The following is a 16,510-nucleotide window of genomic DNA, read 5'->3' as shown; positions in this document are numbered from 1 at the left end:
GATGCTACAGGTAAATGAACTAAATCAATACTATGGCGGCAGCCATATCCTGCGTGGCGTGAGTTTTGAGGCGCGTATCGGTGAAGTAACATGTCTGCTGGGGCGTAATGGGGTTGGCAAAACGACACTGCTGAAGTGCCTGATGGGTCTGATTCCAACCCGCAGCGGCAGTGTTATCTGGCAGGGTAAAAACATTACTCTCCGTAAGCCACATCAGCGGGTGCAGGCGGGGGTAGCGTATGTGCCGCAGGGCCGCGATATTTTTCCTCGCCTGACGGTTGAAGAGAATCTGTTGCTGGGACTCTCCCGGTTTTCAGCGCAAGAGGCAAAACGTGTACCGGATGAAATTTATGCGTTGTTTCCGGTATTACAGGAGATGAAATACCGGCGGGGTGGTGATTTGTCGGGTGGGCAACAGCAACAGTTAGCTATTGGCCGGGCGCTGGCCAGTCGCCCGCAGTTGTTGATCCTCGATGAGCCAACAGAGGGGATCCAGCCTTCGGTGATAAAAGAGATTGGCCTGGTTATCAGCCAACTGGCCCATCGTGGTGATATGGCTATATTGCTGGTGGAGCAGTTTTATGACTTTGCCGAACAGCTTGCAGACAAATACCTGTTAATGTCGCGAGGCAGCATTATTCAACGTGGATCAGGTGAAAATATGGCAGCAGAAGGTGTGCGTGGGTTGGTTGCCATTTGAATCAGGCGACAGTGCCGTTTTGGCACTGTCGCAGTAATTTTCAGCAGACTGCCGGCTGGCTCCAGGGTTTGGCGCGCATGCCTTTTATCATTAACGCCCAGGCCAGGACAATCGCCACCATTAGTGCGACAAACAGCGACCATGGGGGCAGTGTGGTCAGGATGACCCCGCTGACTAATGGGTTTACCGCCGCGCCAAGCCAGCCCAGTGACTGGGCGGAAAAGTAACTGGCTTTCATACCTGCCGGTGCGATGTTGTCGATCAGCATGTATTCACCCGGCGCGTAGATGACCTCGCCAATGGTGAAAAAGGCGGCTGAAATCCCCCAGAACAGCAGGCTGTTGCCAGAGAAGGTAAAACCGACCAGACCAATAACAAAAAAAAGTGTACCCGCAGCCATCAGCGGGCGAATGTTTGCAGACGTCAGTCTGCGTCCGACAGCATATTGCAGCGATACCACAATTGCTGCGTTGACGGGCAGGACGACCGCCACCACTTTCTCAGCAAAATCACCATCGGCAACCACCATCACGTACTGAGAAATACAGGATGCAAATGCGCCACCGACAAACGAGGCCAGAAAAGCAGACAACGTAAACCAGCATAATGCTTTATCGCGCAGCAAAACTGAGGGTGACCATACTGTCGCGTTCAAACCTTCAGAGGGGATTGCGGAGCGTTTTACCCATGTCTGGATAAACACCAGCGGGAAGGCTGAACATATGGCCGCCAACCAGAACGGCAGGTTAATGCTTTGCATGACCAGTAGCGTGCCTAACGGCGGGCCAACGGTCCAGCCGATGTTCAGCACGGTGTAGTTAAGTGAGAAAATCTTTGTTTTAGTGGTGGCTGAGAGGTTATCGGCAAACCAGGCTTTCAGCACGGTGGCAAACACGGAGTAGGCACAGTTGATCAGCGCGAAGAGCAGAACCACCACCACCACGTTATGCACCAGAGGAATCGCTATAAAGCCGCAAGCAAAGCCCGCGATCGCCAGTAGCATAAAGCGTTTTTTTTCAAATTTATCGGCCAGGATGCCGAATCCAAGACTGAAAACGACGCCAATAGTCAGTGCTACTGTCATTGCATAACCGATCAGATCGACACCCAGGCCATACTGACGACTGAGGTAAATCGTCATGAATGGTAGCGTGGCTCCGCGTCCAATGGTTAATAACAAAGATGACGCGAGTAACGCGAGAGTGGACCTTCTCAGTGAGATATTCATTTTTCTGCCCGACAATGCATGTTGTTATGTTTTTTTTAGATATCAGAAACAAATAGCATGCTAAAAGTGTGATGTACACTCAATAAGTTGTCTGAAAATGCCCTGTGTGGCCTACCTGAATTAATGATCTGTTACGGTACAACGATTTCCGTTACCTTAACTTGTTTACAAAAATTTAATATTTGCAGGGGCGGTGGTATGTCGCGTAAAGATGGGTTGCTGGCGTTACTGGTTGTCGTAGTTTGGGGGCTGAACTTTGTTGTCATTAAGGTGGGACTACACAATATGCCGCCGTTGATGCTGGCAGGCTTGCGCTTTTTACTGGTGGCGTTTCCCGCAATCTTTTTTGTTGCCCGCCCGAAGATCCCGCTCTCGCTGTTACTTGGCTATGGCCTGACCATCAGCTTCGGTCAGTTCGCTTTTCTGTTTAGCGCCATCAAGTTTGGGATGCCTGCCGGTCTGGCATCGCTGGTTTTACAGGCGCAAGCGTTTTTCACTATCGTGCTGGGCGCGTTCGCCTTTGGCGAGCGTTTGCAGGGGAAGCAACTGGTCGGTATCGCGCTGGCGGTGTTCGGTGTGCTGGTATTGATTGAGGCGAGTCTCAATGGACAACATGTTGGTATGCTTGGCTTTATGCTGACGCTGGCGGCGGCACTGAGCTGGGCCTGCGGCAATATCTTTAACAAGAAAATTATGCAGCATACTTCGCGTCCAGCGGTCATGTCGCTGGTGGTGTGGAGCGCATTAATTCCTGTCGTACCGTTTTTTCTGGCATCGGCATTGCTTGATGGCCCAGCGCAAATCGTGCAGAGCCTTGTGGCGATCGATATGACTACCATCCTGTCCCTGGTGTATCTGGCCTTTGTGGCGACCATTGTGGGCTATGGCATTTGGGGTTCTCTGCTGGGGCGCTATGAAACCTGGCGTGTTGCGCCATTGTCGTTGCTGGTACCCGTGGTAGGGTTGGTCAGTGCCGCTGTGCTGCTGGATGAAACGTTAACCGGGCTGCAACTGCTTGGTGCGTTGTTGATCATGGCGGGGTTGTATATCAACGTGTTCGGTTTTCGCTTGCGCAAGATTGTGCAGGTGAAGGGTTAAAAAAAAGCCCCGCAGTGACGGGGCTAAATAATTACAGGCTGTGCATATTGTAATAAGGCACGCCTAACTCATCGGATTTATCGCTGCCGGCACCCATATGATTAAAATCGAACGGGGACTGATCGTGCGCAGGGGGCATAATCATCGCGTCGCGATTATTTTGCGTTGTCGGTTGCGGGGTCTGTTCCGCCATGCTCTGGCCCGACGCAACAAGCAGCAGGGCCAGCATCGCATAAGACAGAAGTTTCATGATTTCCTCGGTTACGTCGTTAACTGGCGATTAGCAATTGCATTGATTGAGCGGGAGCAAATACCGGGATTCGCCATGCATATTCGTCACCCGATATTTATGCGGCGGTACATCAAAATAGTTCTTAAAGGTCCGGGTCAGCGTTTGCTGAGACTCAAAACCGTAACGCTCTGCAAGATAGAGGATCGGTTCGTTACTCTCTTTCAATTTTTGCGCTATTTCAGTCATTTTGCGGCTACGGATGTATTGACCTAATGAATGACCGGTTTCTTTTTTGAACATCCGCTGCAGGTGCCATTTGAAGTAACCTGAACGCTCAGACACTTTTTCCAGCGAGAGTGGCGATTCAAGGTTATTTTCGATCCAGTCCAAAATGCTATGAATAGTGATTGTGTCAGTATTGCGTCTGGACATCGTCATACCTCTTTCTGTTTACGGCAGGATCCTCTTAAGCAAATGCTCAAGTGTTGCTACTTCTTCCGCCGTTAAGTTTTTTGTTAGTTCCTGGTGCAGGTCTTGCCCTACTAATTGATGACACTGCTCGCAAATTGCTGCGCCGTGCTCGGTGAGTTTCACCAGTACACCGCGCTTGTCATGTGGATTCGGAAGTCTTTCTATCCAGCCTTTACAGGCCAGTCTGTCCAGCATCCGCGTCAGGGCGCCAAGATCGACAGACAGCACTTTTTTCAATTCGACAGGGGTAATGCACACCGCACAACGGATGGAGCAGAGCACCTTAAACTGCGATGCCGTGATATCCAGCGGTGACAAATAGTCGTTTAATAAACGATCTTTTTTCTGATTAACCATGTAGATCAAACGACCCAGTGGGATGATTTCATTGAACAGATCACTGGTGCTTTTCACAATGGTTGCCCTGGCAAGTAGTTAGTCACGGCTGATATTATTGCTTAGGCAAATATAAGTCAAATGAATGAGTGGCCGCATGCCACGTTTTGCTAAAACATCAGGAACGCGCTACGCATAGCGCGTTTTTAACGTTCTGATCCGTAGGGTTTATGCGTAAAGAGAACTAATGAATCCTTACATCGACAACATGGCTTAACCCTGGAGTTTGCCCTTATACTTGCCGTTGACGAAAAACGCACAGGAAAGATGACATTATGATGGACTTGTTTAAAGCAATAGGACTGGGGCTGGTAGTCCTGTTACCGCTGGCAAACCCGTTAACCACCGTGGCGCTGTTTCTCGGCCTTGCTGGCAACATGAACAGCGCAGAGCGTAACCGTCAGTCATTAATGGCGTCTGTCTATGTATTTGCCATTATGATGGTCGCGTACTACGCCGGGCAGGTGGTAATGAATACGTTTGGGATTTCGATTCCCGGGTTGCGTATTGCGGGCGGGTTAATCGTTGCGTTTATCGGCTTTCGTATGCTGTTCCCTCAGCAGAAAGCGCATGATTCTCCGGAAGCGAGAAGCAAATCCGAAGAACTGGAGGACGAACCGACGGCCAATATTGCCTTTGTTCCGCTGGCCATGCCGAGTACTGCCGGCCCGGGGACGATTGCAATGATCATCAGTTCGGCCTCTACCGTACGGCACGGTTCCGAATTCCCGGACTGGGTGATCATGGTTGCGCCGCCCATTATTTTTGCCGTCGTCGGGATTATCTTGTGGGGATGTCTGCGCAGTTCTGGCGGAATTATGCGGCTGGTGGGGAAAGGCGGGATCGAAGCTATTTCCCGTCTGATGGGCTTCCTGCTGGTGTGTATGGGTGTGCAGTTTATTATTAACGGCGTGCTGGAAATCATCCAAACCTACCATTAAACAACGGGCCCGGTATATCTACCGGGCCTTTTTCTTATTGCTGCTGTGGTTGTTCTTCCAGTGTTACCGGCCATTTGCGGAAGATAATCACTGACCAGATCAGCGCGGCAACGGCAGGAAGTGCACCGACGTAACCAATCGTCGACATCGACCAGTGCAGACTTACCTGATTTCCCACCAGCGCTCCCGCGCCAATACCAATATTAAAGATACCGGAGAACAGCGCCATTGCGACGTCAGTGGCATCCGGAGCCAGTGCCAGTACTTTCACCTGCATTCCCAGGCCGATCACCATAATGGCAATGCCCCAGAAAATACTCAGGACAGCCAGGTGCATTTCGCTATCAGCAGCAGGCAATAGCAGCACCAGGCACAGGGTCAACAGGGCGATAGCCGCGCTTATCAACACCGAGGCATACTGATTACCCAGCTTGCCAAAAATTACGCTGCCAATAATACCCGCGCCACCGAGAACCAGAAGCAGCACAGTGGCAAAGTTAGCGCTCAGCCCGGCGACAGTCTGCACAAAGGGTTCGATATAGCTATAAGCCGTATAATGCGCGGTGACCACAATCACTGTCAGCAGATACAGGCTCATTAACGCCGGACGGCGGAATAACACCGGCAGGCTTTTTAATGAGCCGGAATGCTCACTGGGTAATTTGGGCAGAAGCTTAATCAGGCAAAGCAGGGTAATTAGCGCGCCCATACCGATGGCGAAGAAGGTAGTGCGCCAGCCAAAATACTGGCCGACGATGCGTCCGATAGGCAGGCCTAATACCATCGCCAGCGCGGTGCCGGTCGCAATCAGGCTGAGTGCCTGCGCGCGTTTCCCGGCCGGAGCAAGGCGTATCGCCAGCGATGCAGTGATCGACCAGAAAATGGCGTGTGCGAAAGCAATACCAATACGGCTAATCACCAGCACGGTAAAATTCCATGCCAGGAAAGAGAGTACGTGGCTGGCGATAAACACGACAAACAGGCAGATCAGCAGCTTGCGGCGTTCTACCTGACTGGTGAGCAGCATGAAGGGCAGCGACATCAGGGCCACCACCCAGGCGTAGATCGTCAACATGATCCCAACCTGCGCGGTCTGCATATTAAAACTTTGCGCAATGTCGGACAGCAACCCGACCGGGACAAACTCAGTGGTATTGAAAATAAAACCGGCAATAGCAAGCGTAACTACCCGTAGCCACGCGACCTTGCGGGAAACAGTGTTTGTTGTCATATGTATAAATCGGGTTAGCTGCAAAAAGGAGAGGTGGCGATCTTAAAACGTTTACTGGTGAAAATACAATCATTTCGTGATTAAGATCACGCTGTTTTGCGGATGATAATGCGGTGCATTACGAGAGAAAATAAAGCCGGTCAGTACTACTGACTGACCGGAGAATACCGTTACCTGAGCGAGTTTAGTGCAGCTGCGCTTCTTTCATGCACAACGCTTCATGCTCACTGTCGATGATTGGCTCAACTTTACCCATCAAAAACAGATAGTTCAAAATTCCCAGAACCACCAGTGCGGCAGAGAACACCAGCGCCCAGGTAAAGGAGCCAGTGGCTGCAACAATGGCTCCGGTAATAATTGGTCCTACCGCGCCTCCCATATTGGAGACAGTATTCTGTAACCCTGCAACAATCGATACGCTGTTTTTAGGTGCAACGTCACCCGGTAGTGCCCAGACCTGCGAGGCGGCAACCGTGGTGCCTGATTTCGCCACACACAGTAAAAACACGGTCATAAACACGGAATCAGTAAAAGGGGCAAAACCAATACATAAAGCCATTAACAGACCGATTGTCAGGAATAATTTTCTTGTGGCAGTCAGCGACAGGATCCGCTTATGTACCATACGGTCAGAGGCCCAGCCGGCAAAGACTTCGATCACCATCCCACATAATAATGGCAGGGCGGCAACCATCCCCATTTTGATAAAATCCATTCCTTTGTCTTTTACCAGATAAGTGGGTAGCCAGGTAATAAAGAAATAGGATGTATAGTTGATGGTAAAGAAACCGATACACATTGCCCAAATGTTACGGTAGCGCAACAGTTTATACCAACGCATCGGTAATACGGATTTGTCGCCGTGTTTTTGCTTTTGCCCTTCGCGAATATGTTTAATTTCGCTTGTACTGATCCTTTTGTGGTCCTCCGGGTTTTCTGTATAAATAAAATACCAGGCGATGACCCAAAAAATGCCTACACCACCAATAATCAGAAATGTCATCCGCCAGTCAAACTGGTAGATCATCCAGACAATAAGCGGCATCGCGACGGCACCGCCAAATTTAGAGGCACTGTCAAACAATCCTGAGACGGTGGCCCGCTCCCGATCCGGGAACCAGCGCGCAGCGATCCCTGCATTGCTTGGATAGGCGGCGGCTTCACCGACGCCCAGAGCGAGTCTCAATGCGAGTAGAGATTTAAATCCAGTGGCTAAACCCATCATTGAGGTGGCGATTGACCACCACGCGACGGCAAAACCCAGACCTTTTTTCTGACCAAAACGGTCAGCAAACCAACCTGCCGGTATTTGCAGTAAAGAATATGACCAGAAGAACGCCGCCATGATAAACCCCATCATTTCAGGATCGAGTTTTAGCTCATCAATGAGGTGAGGTGCTGCAGCAGATAATACCGTCCGGTCAATATAGTTAATTGCAATAGCAAGCCACATTAATCCCGCAATCCACCAACGAATTCGGGATTTTTCTGCAAAATTATTCATATATCTGGCCCATGGTAGATGTTCATTTTTATTATTGTGGAAAGGGTAGGGTTATCTCCACAATGTTATAATCCGTTCATTATATTTTTAGGCTTACGCTGATGAATGACATGTTCAATGATGTTATAAACACATTGCTCGCCTATATTGCTGATCGCACCCTCGGTATATCCTGCAATATGTGCCGTAGGGATGAAATTATCGAGCGCAAATAAGGGGTGTGAATTGCACGGCTCTTGTAAAAAGACATCGGCGGCAGCGCCCTTAATGACACCCTGCGTGAGAGCCAGAAAGAGATCCTCTTCATTAACGACACCACCGCGTGAAACGTTTATGAGATAACTAGTGCTCTTCATTTTTTTCATCTGCGCCAAATCAAAGAGATTTTTGGTTTCAGGCGTCAGCGGAGTGTGTAACGTGATGAAATCACTTTGTTCTGTTAGTTCATCGAGCGAAACGTATTCAATGTGATTATCTGCGGCGAACTGTGCATCCTGCCATGCGTCGTGAGCCAGCACGCGCATATTAAAGCCGCGGGCTCGCAGTGCAACCTGTTTACCTATATTACCTAACCCAATAATGCCAATCGTTTTTCCATATACATCGGAGGCGAAGATCCGTGGCCAGTTTCCCGCGCGGGTTTGTTCAATCGCGTAGGGGAGTTGACGCGCACAGTTAAGGATCAGGGAAAACGCAAAGTCTGCGACGGCATGCTTATTGGCATCCGGCACATTGGTAACAAAAATACCTTTTTCACGCGTGGCATTGAGGTCAATATTATCGACACCCACGCCGTGTTTGCAGACGATTTTCAGATTCGGTGCCGCAGCTATTAGTCCGGCATTAACATCGGTAAAAGCGACGATCATTGCCACTGTCTGTTCCAGATGAGGTGCAAGCGCTTCTAAACCGGCATCTGCAGGTAGCATGATTAACTCAAGTCCGGCGTCGTTAAGCAGTTTGATCGGTTGCTGATCGTATTTGGCAAATGAAGGTGATGTACAGATGACTTTCATAATACAATCCTGTTAGTTAAGCGGCGTTGCCGCCGCTGTAAAAGTGTCTATCGTAAATAGTTATTGATAATTTGCTGGATCTGGCGTTCCTGATGAGCATCAAACGTGACAGCGTAACGGCTTGCGCCTACCTCATGTCCCATGATTTGCAATGCTTTTTTGACTGCGGCGGGCGAGAACGCAACTTTATAGAGCTCGGTTCGTAAACCTGTGACGCTTTCCTGTGCTTCATGCGATCCGACAACATCACCGGCCTTGAATCGCGCCCAGATAGCGTTAATTTCTTTTGGCGCTACGTTCGCCAAACCGGAAATACAGGCTGAACAGCCATCAACAAATCCCTGATGAATGAGTGAATCTGGACCATTCAGCACATCAAATCCCTCGATATCTTTAACTGCATCCAGGAAGCTGCTAAGACTTTCATAACTGCCGGCACTGTCTTTGATCCCGATTATGTTCGGGTGTGCCGCCAGCACTCTGGCTGTTTCCGGTTCAATGGTATTTCCCGTACGTGCCGGAATGTTGTAGAGAAATACCGGTACCGATAGCGCGTCGGCAATCGCGGTATAGTGATCTATCAGTTCCTGCTGTTTGAGCGGAACAAAATACGGGGTAATCACCGATACGGCATCGACGCCCAGTTTTTCTATCTGCTTGCCCAGACGGATGGTTTCACGGGTAGAGATTTCACCAATATGCGCCACTACGTTCGCCCGCCCAGCAACTTCCTCAACGCAGGTGCGGGTCACTGCTATTTTTTCTTCCTCGTTGAGCACAAAAAACTCACCGTTTGTGCCGCCGCAGAAAATACCGTTTCCGGCATTTAACTGGCGGTTTACCTGGTTTCTCAGTTCTTTAAGGTTAAGCCCGCCGTCGTGGTCGAACGGGGTAACGATTGCCGTCAGTACACCACAGATTTTCTTACTCATGATTCACTCCTTTGGTATTCAGTTCTGGAAACAGAGTTTGATAAATGGCCTGAATATCCTCATGACTCACCTCGCAGGGAGCATTATTCATCAGGCGTTTTACGTTCAGTGCGGCATCGGCCAGTGCGGGAATATCAGTAGACGGTACACCAAGCGTTGCCAGGTTATCGGGCAGGTTCAGTCGTTTCACGAGTGTGGCGAAGTACTCCACCAGGGCGCGGGATTTTTCTTCGGCACTGAGTGTTGAGTCAGCGTCAGGCAGCAGATCCCACACCAGGGCAAACTTGTCGACCACAAATGGGCGAATCACTTTCATGCAGGGTGCTAACAGAATGGCGTTAGCGACGCCATGTGGGAGATGGTATCGACCGCCGAGCGGGTAAGAGAGCGCGTGGACCAGGTGAGTACCAGCATGATTAATCGCCACACCGCCGTAATACGATGCCCACAGCATCTCCAGTTTGGCCAGCAGATTTTCCGGCTCATTGACGGAGATTTCGATATGGTTGAGTAGCTTACGCAGGCCAATGAGCGAAGCGTTATCACTTACCGGATTGGCGACGGTAGCGGTAAAGCATTCGATCAGATGACATAGCGCGTCGATGCCAGTGGACGAGGCAATATGCGCCGGCATGCTGGTGGTGAGTTCTGGCAACAGGGCCACGTAATCCGGTAATAGCACCGGAGAAATGATGCCGACCTTGGTGTTTTGTTCCGGGATCGCCAGAATCGCATTGGGAGTCGCTTCAGAACCCGTACCTGCTGTGGCGGGGATCAGCACAGAAGCAACGCGTTGCAGCGGTTTTTCTCCCGCCAGCATGGCATCAAGCGTCGGAGATTCAGGATGGCATAAGACGGAGAGCAGTTTCGCCACATCCAGTACGCTACCACCGCCGATACCGATCACCATTTCTACGTTGAGACCTTGTACGTTTTTTAATAGTGCGCTGACATCGTGATGCCCGGGTTCTGCAGGCACATTGTCAATCAGAGCCACATGACGTCCATCGTTGGTCAGTAAGTTGCGGATCTGTGTTACCGCGCCCAGTCCGACAATATTGCTATCCGTCACCAGTAACAGTTGGCGTTTACCTGCCAGTAACGGCTCCAGTGCGGGGATAGCATTCGAACCGCTAATGACGGTGCTATTGATTGTTGCCACAGCATTCTCCTGTTGTTCGAGTGATTGAATTCGCTCACTGAGATTCAGGAACGATTGCATCATGGGCTAAATTTATAATTTATCTCGGAGATGAATAACTTGAGCTTGCTCACATTTAATCAAATGTGATTGAATATAATCATTATCAACATACAACAACCCGGAGCATGGATGAGTAGACATGTTGTAAGACCCCAGATCCTTGTCATTGCTGATGACTTTACGGGGGGAAATGATGCGGGGGTGAGTCTGGCGCTGACGGGAATGACGGTAAATGTCGCTTTCACATTGCCCTGTGCCGATGATGCAGATGTGCTGGTCATCAACACGGATAGTCGTGCGCTGGAGGCAGAGCAGGCCGCCGCCAGAGTAAGTGAGCTGGCTCTGACGAGTCAGGCTGGTCCTCAGACGCAGTGGCTGAAGAAAATAGATTCAACATTGCGCGGAAACCCGGGGGCCGAACTGGACGCGTTAATGCGGATTACAGGTAAAAAGCGGGCCATCGTGGCACTGGCTTGTCCCTCAGTCGGGCGAACCACCGAGCAGGGGCAGTGCCTCGTTAACGGTATTCCGGTAACGCAGACCGAATTTGCCAGCGATCCGAAAACACCGGTGATGAGTGCCGATATTTGTGAGGTGATACAGGCACAAACCACCATTGCGTGTCGGGCGATGTCACTGAATGACTACATGCAGCACCTGCGCGAGCCTGCTGTTGAGACGCCGCAGATTTGGGTTGTGGATGCCCGGACTGACGCTGACCTTGATGTGATTGTTACTGATGCGCTGATGCAGGATGAGCTGCCGCTGCTGGTGGGGTCTGCCGGGATCTGTGACGCGCTGGCCCGTCATGTCCGGACACCGTCCTCACAGTGTTTACTGGCGGTAGTGGGTTCAATGAGTGAAATCGCTCAACAGCAGATTGCCGCTGTGTACCAGGACCCGCAGGTGGGGACTGTATTCATTGATATCGAAAATATCTTCAGCGGTAGCTCGACAGAGTACGCGCAGCACATCGTTAGGATCCTCTCCTCTGGTAGGCACTGCATTGTTCACACAAGTCCCGACAGTGAAGCACGCCATCATATTCCGCAGCTGTGCGTGCGTATGGGGATGAATCGCGCTCAGCTCGGTGAAAAAATCTGCCAGTTTCTTGGACAGCTTATCCGGCAGGTTTTGCAGGAGGTATCGCCAGGCGCGCTGTATCTCTCTGGTGGTGATGTGGCGATGGCGGTTGCAGACGCCCTTAAGGCAACAGGATTTCGTATTACTGACCGTGTGGCCCAGTGTGTGCCGTACGGTCATTTTGTCGGTGGCGACTGGCAACGCCCGGTTATGACAAAGGCAGGGGGATTTGGTGACGAAACGACGTTGCGTCAGGTTTTAAATTTTATCGAGGAGAACATGAGTGAATAACATTATTGCAGTAACTATGGGCGACCCTGCAGGTATTGGACCTGAGATTATTATTAAATCGCTGGTGGAGGGAGAGCTGTCTGGCGCGCCGGTTGTGGTTGTGGGATGTGCCCAAACGCTGCGTCGTATCCAGTCATTAAATGTCACGCCGCCAGCGGAACTCCGGGTTATCGACAGCGTAACCCAGGCGCAATTCGCCCCCGGTGTTATCAACGTGATTGACGAACCCCTTGCCGATCCTGCGGCGCTTGAACCGGGGGTGGTGCAAGCGCCGGCGGGTGATTTGGCCTATCGCTGTATTAAACGCGCTACAGCACTGGCGCTAAGTGGTGAAGTTAAGGCCATTGCCACTGCGCCGCTGAATAAAGAAGCACTGCACATGGCGGGACATCATTATCCCGGCCATACCGAACTGCTGGCGCAACTGACCAACAGCAAAGACTATGCGATGGTGCTGTATACCGAACAGCTTAAAGTGATTCATGTCACCACGCATATTGCACTACGTAAATTCCTTGATACGCTCAGTGAACAGCGTGTAAAAACAGTCATTCAGGTCGCAGATGATTTCCTGCGTCGTGTCGGGTTTGATAATCCACGTATTGCGGTCGCAGGCGTCAACCCCCATGCCGGCGAAAATGGCCTGTTTGGCGAGGAAGAGATAACGATAGTCGGACCCGCGGTGCAGGCAATGCAAGCGAAAGGGTTAAATGTTACGGGACCATGTCCACCAGATACTGTCTTTATGCAGTGCCACGAAGGTATGTATGACATGGTGGTGGCAATGTATCACGATCAGGGCCATATTCCGCTAAAATTGCTGGGATTCTATGATGGGGTGAATATCACCGCCGGATTGCCATTTATTCGCACTTCTGCAGACCACGGCACGGCGTTTGATATTGCCTGGACAGGTAAAGCCAAGTCTGAGAGCATGGCCGTGTCCATCCAGTTAGCAATGCAAATTACGCGGGATTAAAATGAAGGGATATAATCGGTTAGAACAGATTATGGATTATCTGAAAGGGCATAATCTGGCGACAGTTGAACAGCTTGTCGCTGTGACTCAGGCCTCTCCGGCGACCATTCGCCGCGACCTGATTAAACTCGATCAGGAAGGTGTTATCAGCCGTACTCACGGCGGCGTGACGCTTAACCGGTTTATCCCTTCACAACCAACCACACATGAAAAAATGCAGCGCAGCCTGATGGAAAAACAGGCTATTGCCTGCGCGGCGGCAAGCCTGGTGAAAGCCGGGGACGCCATTATCCTGGATGCGGGAACGACGATGATTGAACTGGCGCGCCAGCTTACCCATCTGCCGTTGCGCGTCATCACCAGCGATCTGCACATTGCGCTATTTCTTTCTGAGTTCAAGCAAATTGAAGTGACGATCATTGGCGGGCGTATTGATGACTCCAGCCAGTCCTGTATCGGCGAGCACGGGCGTAAACTGCTGCAAAACGTGTGGCCGGATATCGCGTTTCTAAGCTGTAACGGCTGGGATCTGACCCGCGGGATCACCGCACCGACGGAAGAAAAGGCCGGTCTAAAGCGCGACCTGATTGCAAACGCCAAACGTCGCGTACTGCTGGCAGACAGTTCAAAATACGGTGCATGGTCACTTTTCAACGTCACACATCTGGATGCGTTGACGGATATCGTGACCGATGCGCGACTCAATGAAGAGGTGCGGCAGCAGCTTGAGCAACTGCCTTGCCATCTGACGTTCGCCAGTTAATCTGAATTTTGCGACAGCTGAGGTTCCAGTACCTCAATAAATGCTTCCAGCTGTCGCGTCATCGCCCCCCGACGCCAGACCAGCCACGTATTTAACCAACGCCAGTTTTCACTCAGTGGCCAGGCATTGACCTGATGGTGGCCTGGCATGCTTTCCAGCATAGAACGTGGAATCAGCGCGATTCCCGCGCCGGCAATCACACAGGCCAGCATGCCGTGGTAGGACTCCATTTCATGGATCGTGCCTGGCATGGCACGATCGGCGTGAAACCAGCTTTCAAAGTGGCGACGATAGGAACAGTTGGCGCGAAAGGCATAGATATTGTAACCATTCACATCGCTGGCCCGTTTGATGGGGGGGTGGCCGTGTGGGGTGACAATCATCATCTCTTCACGGTACACCGGCATTCCTTCAAGACCTGGATGGGTAATAGGGCCATCAGCAAAAGCGGCGTTCAGCGTACCGTCGAGCACACCGTCCAGCATGGTACCGGACGGTCCTGTTGCCAGTGCAAACTGGATTTTAGGGTAGCGCTGATTATATTCGGCAAGTGTGGCCGGAATACGCACGGCGGCTGTACTTTCCAGCGATCCCAGAGAGAACAATCCCTGTGGTTCATCACCTGCGACCACCATCCTCGCTTCTTCTACCAGCGCCAGGATCCGCTGGCTGTAACGCAAAAAATTGTGCCCGGAGGGAGAAAGCCGCAGACGTTGATTTTCACGAATAAACAGATCGACGCCAAGGTCCGCTTCAAGCTGGCGAATACGCGTGGTGAGATTGGACGGCACGCGATGCACCTTCGCCGCAGCCTGCGTGATGCTGCCGGTCTCTGCGACGGCATTGAACATTTCAAGTTGCGTCAGGTCCATAATTTTCTCTGTTCGTGAATGGTATGGTTAATATTATTCATTTTTCAGAAAGAGTAAACCTGCGCATGATATAACCATACCTTGCGAGAAAGAGAGGCACTTATGACCATCACAGCAGCAACACATGCTATTTCCGTTGACCCGACCTGTGGCGAAATGCTGACGGCAATGCCGTGGGCCAGCGCCGATGAGATTACCCACGCGCTGAATCTGGCGGCGACGGGATTCAACGCATGGAAACGCACGACCGTCACCCATCGCGCACAGATGTTGCGCCGGGTCGGACAAGCGCTGCGTGAACGCGCCGAAGAGATGGCGCAGTGTATCTCGCGTGAAATGGGTAAGCCCGTCAGGCAGGCACGTGCGGAAGTGGCAAAGTCTGCGGCATTATGTGACTGGTACGCCGAACATGGGCCAGCGATGCTCAGTACCGAGGCCACGCAGGTTGAGAATCATCAGGCCGTGATTGAGTACCGTCCCCTGGGGACTATTCTGGCGATCATGCCGTGGAACTTTCCGCTCTGGCAGGTTATGCGCGGCGCCGTGCCGATTTTGCTGGCCGGAAATGGCTATCTGTTAAAGCATGCACCGAATGTCACTGGTTGTGCCGCGATTATCGCCCAGGTCTTTACCGATGCGGAAATACCCGCTGGGGTATATGGCTGGGTGAATGCCGATAACGCCGGGGTGAGTCAGATGATCAATGACCCGCGTATCGCGGCGGTAACGGTGACGGGCAGCGTTCGTGCTGGTGCTGCGATTGGCGCTCAGGCTGGTGCAGCGCTGAAGAAATGCGTGCTTGAGTTAGGCGGTTCCGATCCGTTTATCGTGCTTAATGATGCAGACCTTGATTTAGCGGTTAAAGCCGCAGTGGCAGGGCGTTATCAGAATACCGGGCAGGTTTGTGCCGCAGCGAAACGCTTTATTATTGAAGAAGGGATTGCGGCAGAATTCACCCACCGTTTTGTTGCGGCAGCCAGTGCACTGAAAATGGGCGATCCGCTAAATGAAGAGAACGATCTCGGCCCAATGGCACGTTTTGATCTGCGGGATGAACTGCATCAGCAGGTTGAAGATTCACTGGCTCAAGGGGCGCGCTTACTCCTCGGTGGGGAAAAAATAGCTGGTCAGGGTAATTACTATGCCGTGACGGTACTGGGTGATGTTACGCCGGAAATGACGGCGTTTCGTCAGGAGCTGTTTGGCCCGGTTGCGGCGATTACCGTCGCGAAGGATGCTGAGCACGCATTAGCACTGGCTAATGACAGCGAGTTCGGCTTGTCGGCGACGTTGTTTACCGCGGATGAGGCACTGGCGCAAACTATGGCGGCCCGTCTGGAGTGTGGTGGCGTGTTTATTAATGGTTACAGTGCCAGTGATGCTCGCGTTGCTTTTGGCGGCGTGAAGAAAAGCGGTTTTGGTCGTGAGCTTTCTCACTTTGGTCTGCATGAGTTTTGCAATGTGCAAACCGTCTGGAAAAACCGTCTCTGATAGCCCGGGTGCCTCTGCAGGGGCACCCGTCTTATTTCTGCAATAAATTTGTCATTTACTCTGCGTACACTCGCGCCT

The 16,510-nt window shown here is 51.4% G+C and carries 17 protein-coding genes; 7 read left to right on the top strand and 10 right to left on the bottom strand.

Annotated features, from left to right (window positions below; all coding sequences use genetic code 11):
* Window position 1 precedes the first annotated feature (1 nt).
* Window positions 2–700, top strand: a complete 699-nt coding sequence (gene urtE / locus SK32_RS05655) for an urea ABC transporter ATP-binding subunit UrtE (protein ID WP_005122752.1) — start codon at window positions 2–4, stop codon at window positions 698–700.
* A 40-nt stretch (window positions 701–740) separates the two neighbouring features.
* Here the strand turns inward: urtE and ydeE are convergent, their stop codons facing one another.
* Window positions 741–1,928 carry an efflux MFS transporter YdeE gene (gene ydeE / locus SK32_RS05650; protein WP_048211697.1) on the bottom strand — a complete coding sequence of 396 codons (1,188 nt, stop codon included), beginning with the start codon at window positions 1,926–1,928 and terminating at the stop codon, window positions 741–743.
* A gap of 198 nt (window positions 1,929–2,126) precedes the next feature.
* Here ydeE and eamA point away from each other — a divergent pair, with 198 nt between their 5' ends.
* Window positions 2,127–3,026 (top strand): O-acetylserine/cysteine exporter, encoded by a 900-nt coding sequence (gene eamA / locus SK32_RS05645; protein WP_048211696.1) that lies wholly within the window; start codon window positions 2,127–2,129, stop codon window positions 3,024–3,026.
* Window positions 3,027–3,057: 31 nt separating this feature from the next.
* Here eamA and marB read toward each other — a convergent pair whose 3' ends face one another.
* The 3 genes from marB to marR are packed head-to-tail and all read right to left on the bottom strand — an operon-like array spanning window position 3,058 to window position 4,143.
* The gene (gene marB, locus SK32_RS05640; RefSeq protein ID WP_048211695.1) at window positions 3,058–3,276 is read right to left on the bottom strand and encodes a multiple antibiotic resistance protein MarB; all 219 of its coding nucleotides are present in this window, start codon (window positions 3,274–3,276) and stop codon (window positions 3,058–3,060) included.
* Window positions 3,277–3,306: 30 nt separating this feature from the next.
* Window positions 3,307–3,690, bottom strand: coding sequence for an MDR efflux pump AcrAB transcriptional activator MarA (marA, locus tag SK32_RS05635; protein ID WP_156182759.1), 384 nt, complete (start codon window positions 3,688–3,690; stop codon window positions 3,307–3,309).
* An 18-nt stretch (window positions 3,691–3,708) separates the two neighbouring features.
* Window positions 3,709–4,143: a multiple antibiotic resistance transcriptional regulator MarR gene (marR, locus tag SK32_RS05630; RefSeq protein WP_048211693.1), complete on the bottom strand. Its 435-nt coding sequence runs from the start codon at window positions 4,141–4,143 to the stop codon at window positions 3,709–3,711.
* Window positions 4,144–4,400: 257 nt separating this feature from the next.
* Between marR and SK32_RS05625 the strand changes: the two genes are divergently transcribed.
* Window positions 4,401–5,066 carry a MarC family NAAT transporter gene (locus SK32_RS05625; protein WP_048211692.1) on the top strand — a complete coding sequence of 222 codons (666 nt, stop codon included), beginning with the start codon at window positions 4,401–4,403 and terminating at the stop codon, window positions 5,064–5,066.
* 34 nt (window positions 5,067–5,100) lie between these two features.
* On the opposite strand, the gene SK32_RS05620 is transcribed toward SK32_RS05625, so the two are convergent.
* From SK32_RS05620 to SK32_RS05600, 5 genes are all read right to left on the bottom strand, one after another.
* On the bottom strand, window positions 5,101–6,297 hold the full coding sequence (locus tag SK32_RS05620) for a sugar transporter (protein WP_048211691.1): 1,197 nt from the start codon (window positions 6,295–6,297) through the stop codon (window positions 5,101–5,103).
* Between the two features lie 184 nt (window positions 6,298–6,481).
* Window positions 6,482–7,801: an MFS transporter gene (locus SK32_RS05615; protein ID WP_048211690.1), complete on the bottom strand. Its 1,320-nt coding sequence runs from the start codon at window positions 7,799–7,801 to the stop codon at window positions 6,482–6,484.
* Window positions 7,802–7,866: 65 nt separating this feature from the next.
* Window positions 7,867–8,817 (bottom strand): phosphoglycerate dehydrogenase, encoded by a 951-nt coding sequence (locus tag SK32_RS05610; protein WP_048211689.1) that lies wholly within the window; start codon window positions 8,815–8,817, stop codon window positions 7,867–7,869.
* Between the two features lie 47 nt (window positions 8,818–8,864).
* Window positions 8,865–9,749: a dihydrodipicolinate synthase family protein gene (locus SK32_RS05605; RefSeq protein ID WP_048211688.1), complete on the bottom strand. Its 885-nt coding sequence runs from the start codon at window positions 9,747–9,749 to the stop codon at window positions 8,865–8,867.
* Entirely contained in the window at window positions 9,742–10,911 is a 1,170-nt protein-coding gene (locus SK32_RS05600) for an iron-containing alcohol dehydrogenase (protein WP_048211687.1), read from the bottom strand. The genes SK32_RS05605 and SK32_RS05600 overlap by 8 nt, the downstream gene beginning before the upstream one ends.
* Before the next feature lie 171 nt (window positions 10,912–11,082).
* On the opposite strand from SK32_RS05600, the gene dtnK reads away from it, so the two are divergent.
* From dtnK to SK32_RS05585, 3 genes are read left to right on the top strand one after another with little or no spacing between them, the layout of a single operon-like run.
* Window positions 11,083–12,327, top strand: a complete 1,245-nt coding sequence (gene dtnK, locus SK32_RS05595) for a D-threonate kinase (protein WP_048211686.1) — start codon at window positions 11,083–11,085, stop codon at window positions 12,325–12,327.
* Window positions 12,320–13,306 (top strand): D-threonate 4-phosphate dehydrogenase, encoded by a 987-nt coding sequence (locus SK32_RS05590; RefSeq protein ID WP_048211685.1) that lies wholly within the window; start codon window positions 12,320–12,322, stop codon window positions 13,304–13,306. The genes dtnK and SK32_RS05590 overlap by 8 nt, the downstream gene beginning before the upstream one ends.
* A gap of 1 nt (window position 13,307) precedes the next feature.
* Complete coding sequence (locus tag SK32_RS05585; RefSeq protein ID WP_048211684.1) at window positions 13,308–14,069, top strand: DeoR/GlpR family DNA-binding transcription regulator; 762 nt, start codon at window positions 13,308–13,310, stop codon at window positions 14,067–14,069.
* On the opposite strand, the gene ptrR is transcribed toward SK32_RS05585, so the two are convergent.
* On the bottom strand, window positions 14,066–14,941 hold the full coding sequence (gene ptrR / locus SK32_RS05580) for a putrescine utilization regulator PtrR (protein WP_048211683.1): 876 nt from the start codon (window positions 14,939–14,941) through the stop codon (window positions 14,066–14,068). The two genes, SK32_RS05585 and ptrR, sit on opposite strands and share 4 nt — an antisense overlap.
* 102 nt (window positions 14,942–15,043) lie before the next feature.
* Here ptrR and sad point away from each other — a divergent pair, with 102 nt between their 5' ends.
* On the top strand, window positions 15,044–16,432 hold the full coding sequence (gene sad / locus SK32_RS05575; RefSeq protein ID WP_048211682.1) for a succinate-semialdehyde dehydrogenase: 1,389 nt from the start codon (window positions 15,044–15,046) through the stop codon (window positions 16,430–16,432).
* The last annotated feature ends 78 nt before the right edge of the window (window positions 16,433–16,510 follow it).

This window comes from Citrobacter sp. MGH100, assembly GCF_001034465.1.
Taxonomy (GTDB): domain Bacteria; phylum Pseudomonadota; class Gammaproteobacteria; order Enterobacterales; family Enterobacteriaceae; genus Citrobacter; species Citrobacter youngae.
This window is presented reverse-complemented; position numbering and strand designations above follow the sequence as displayed.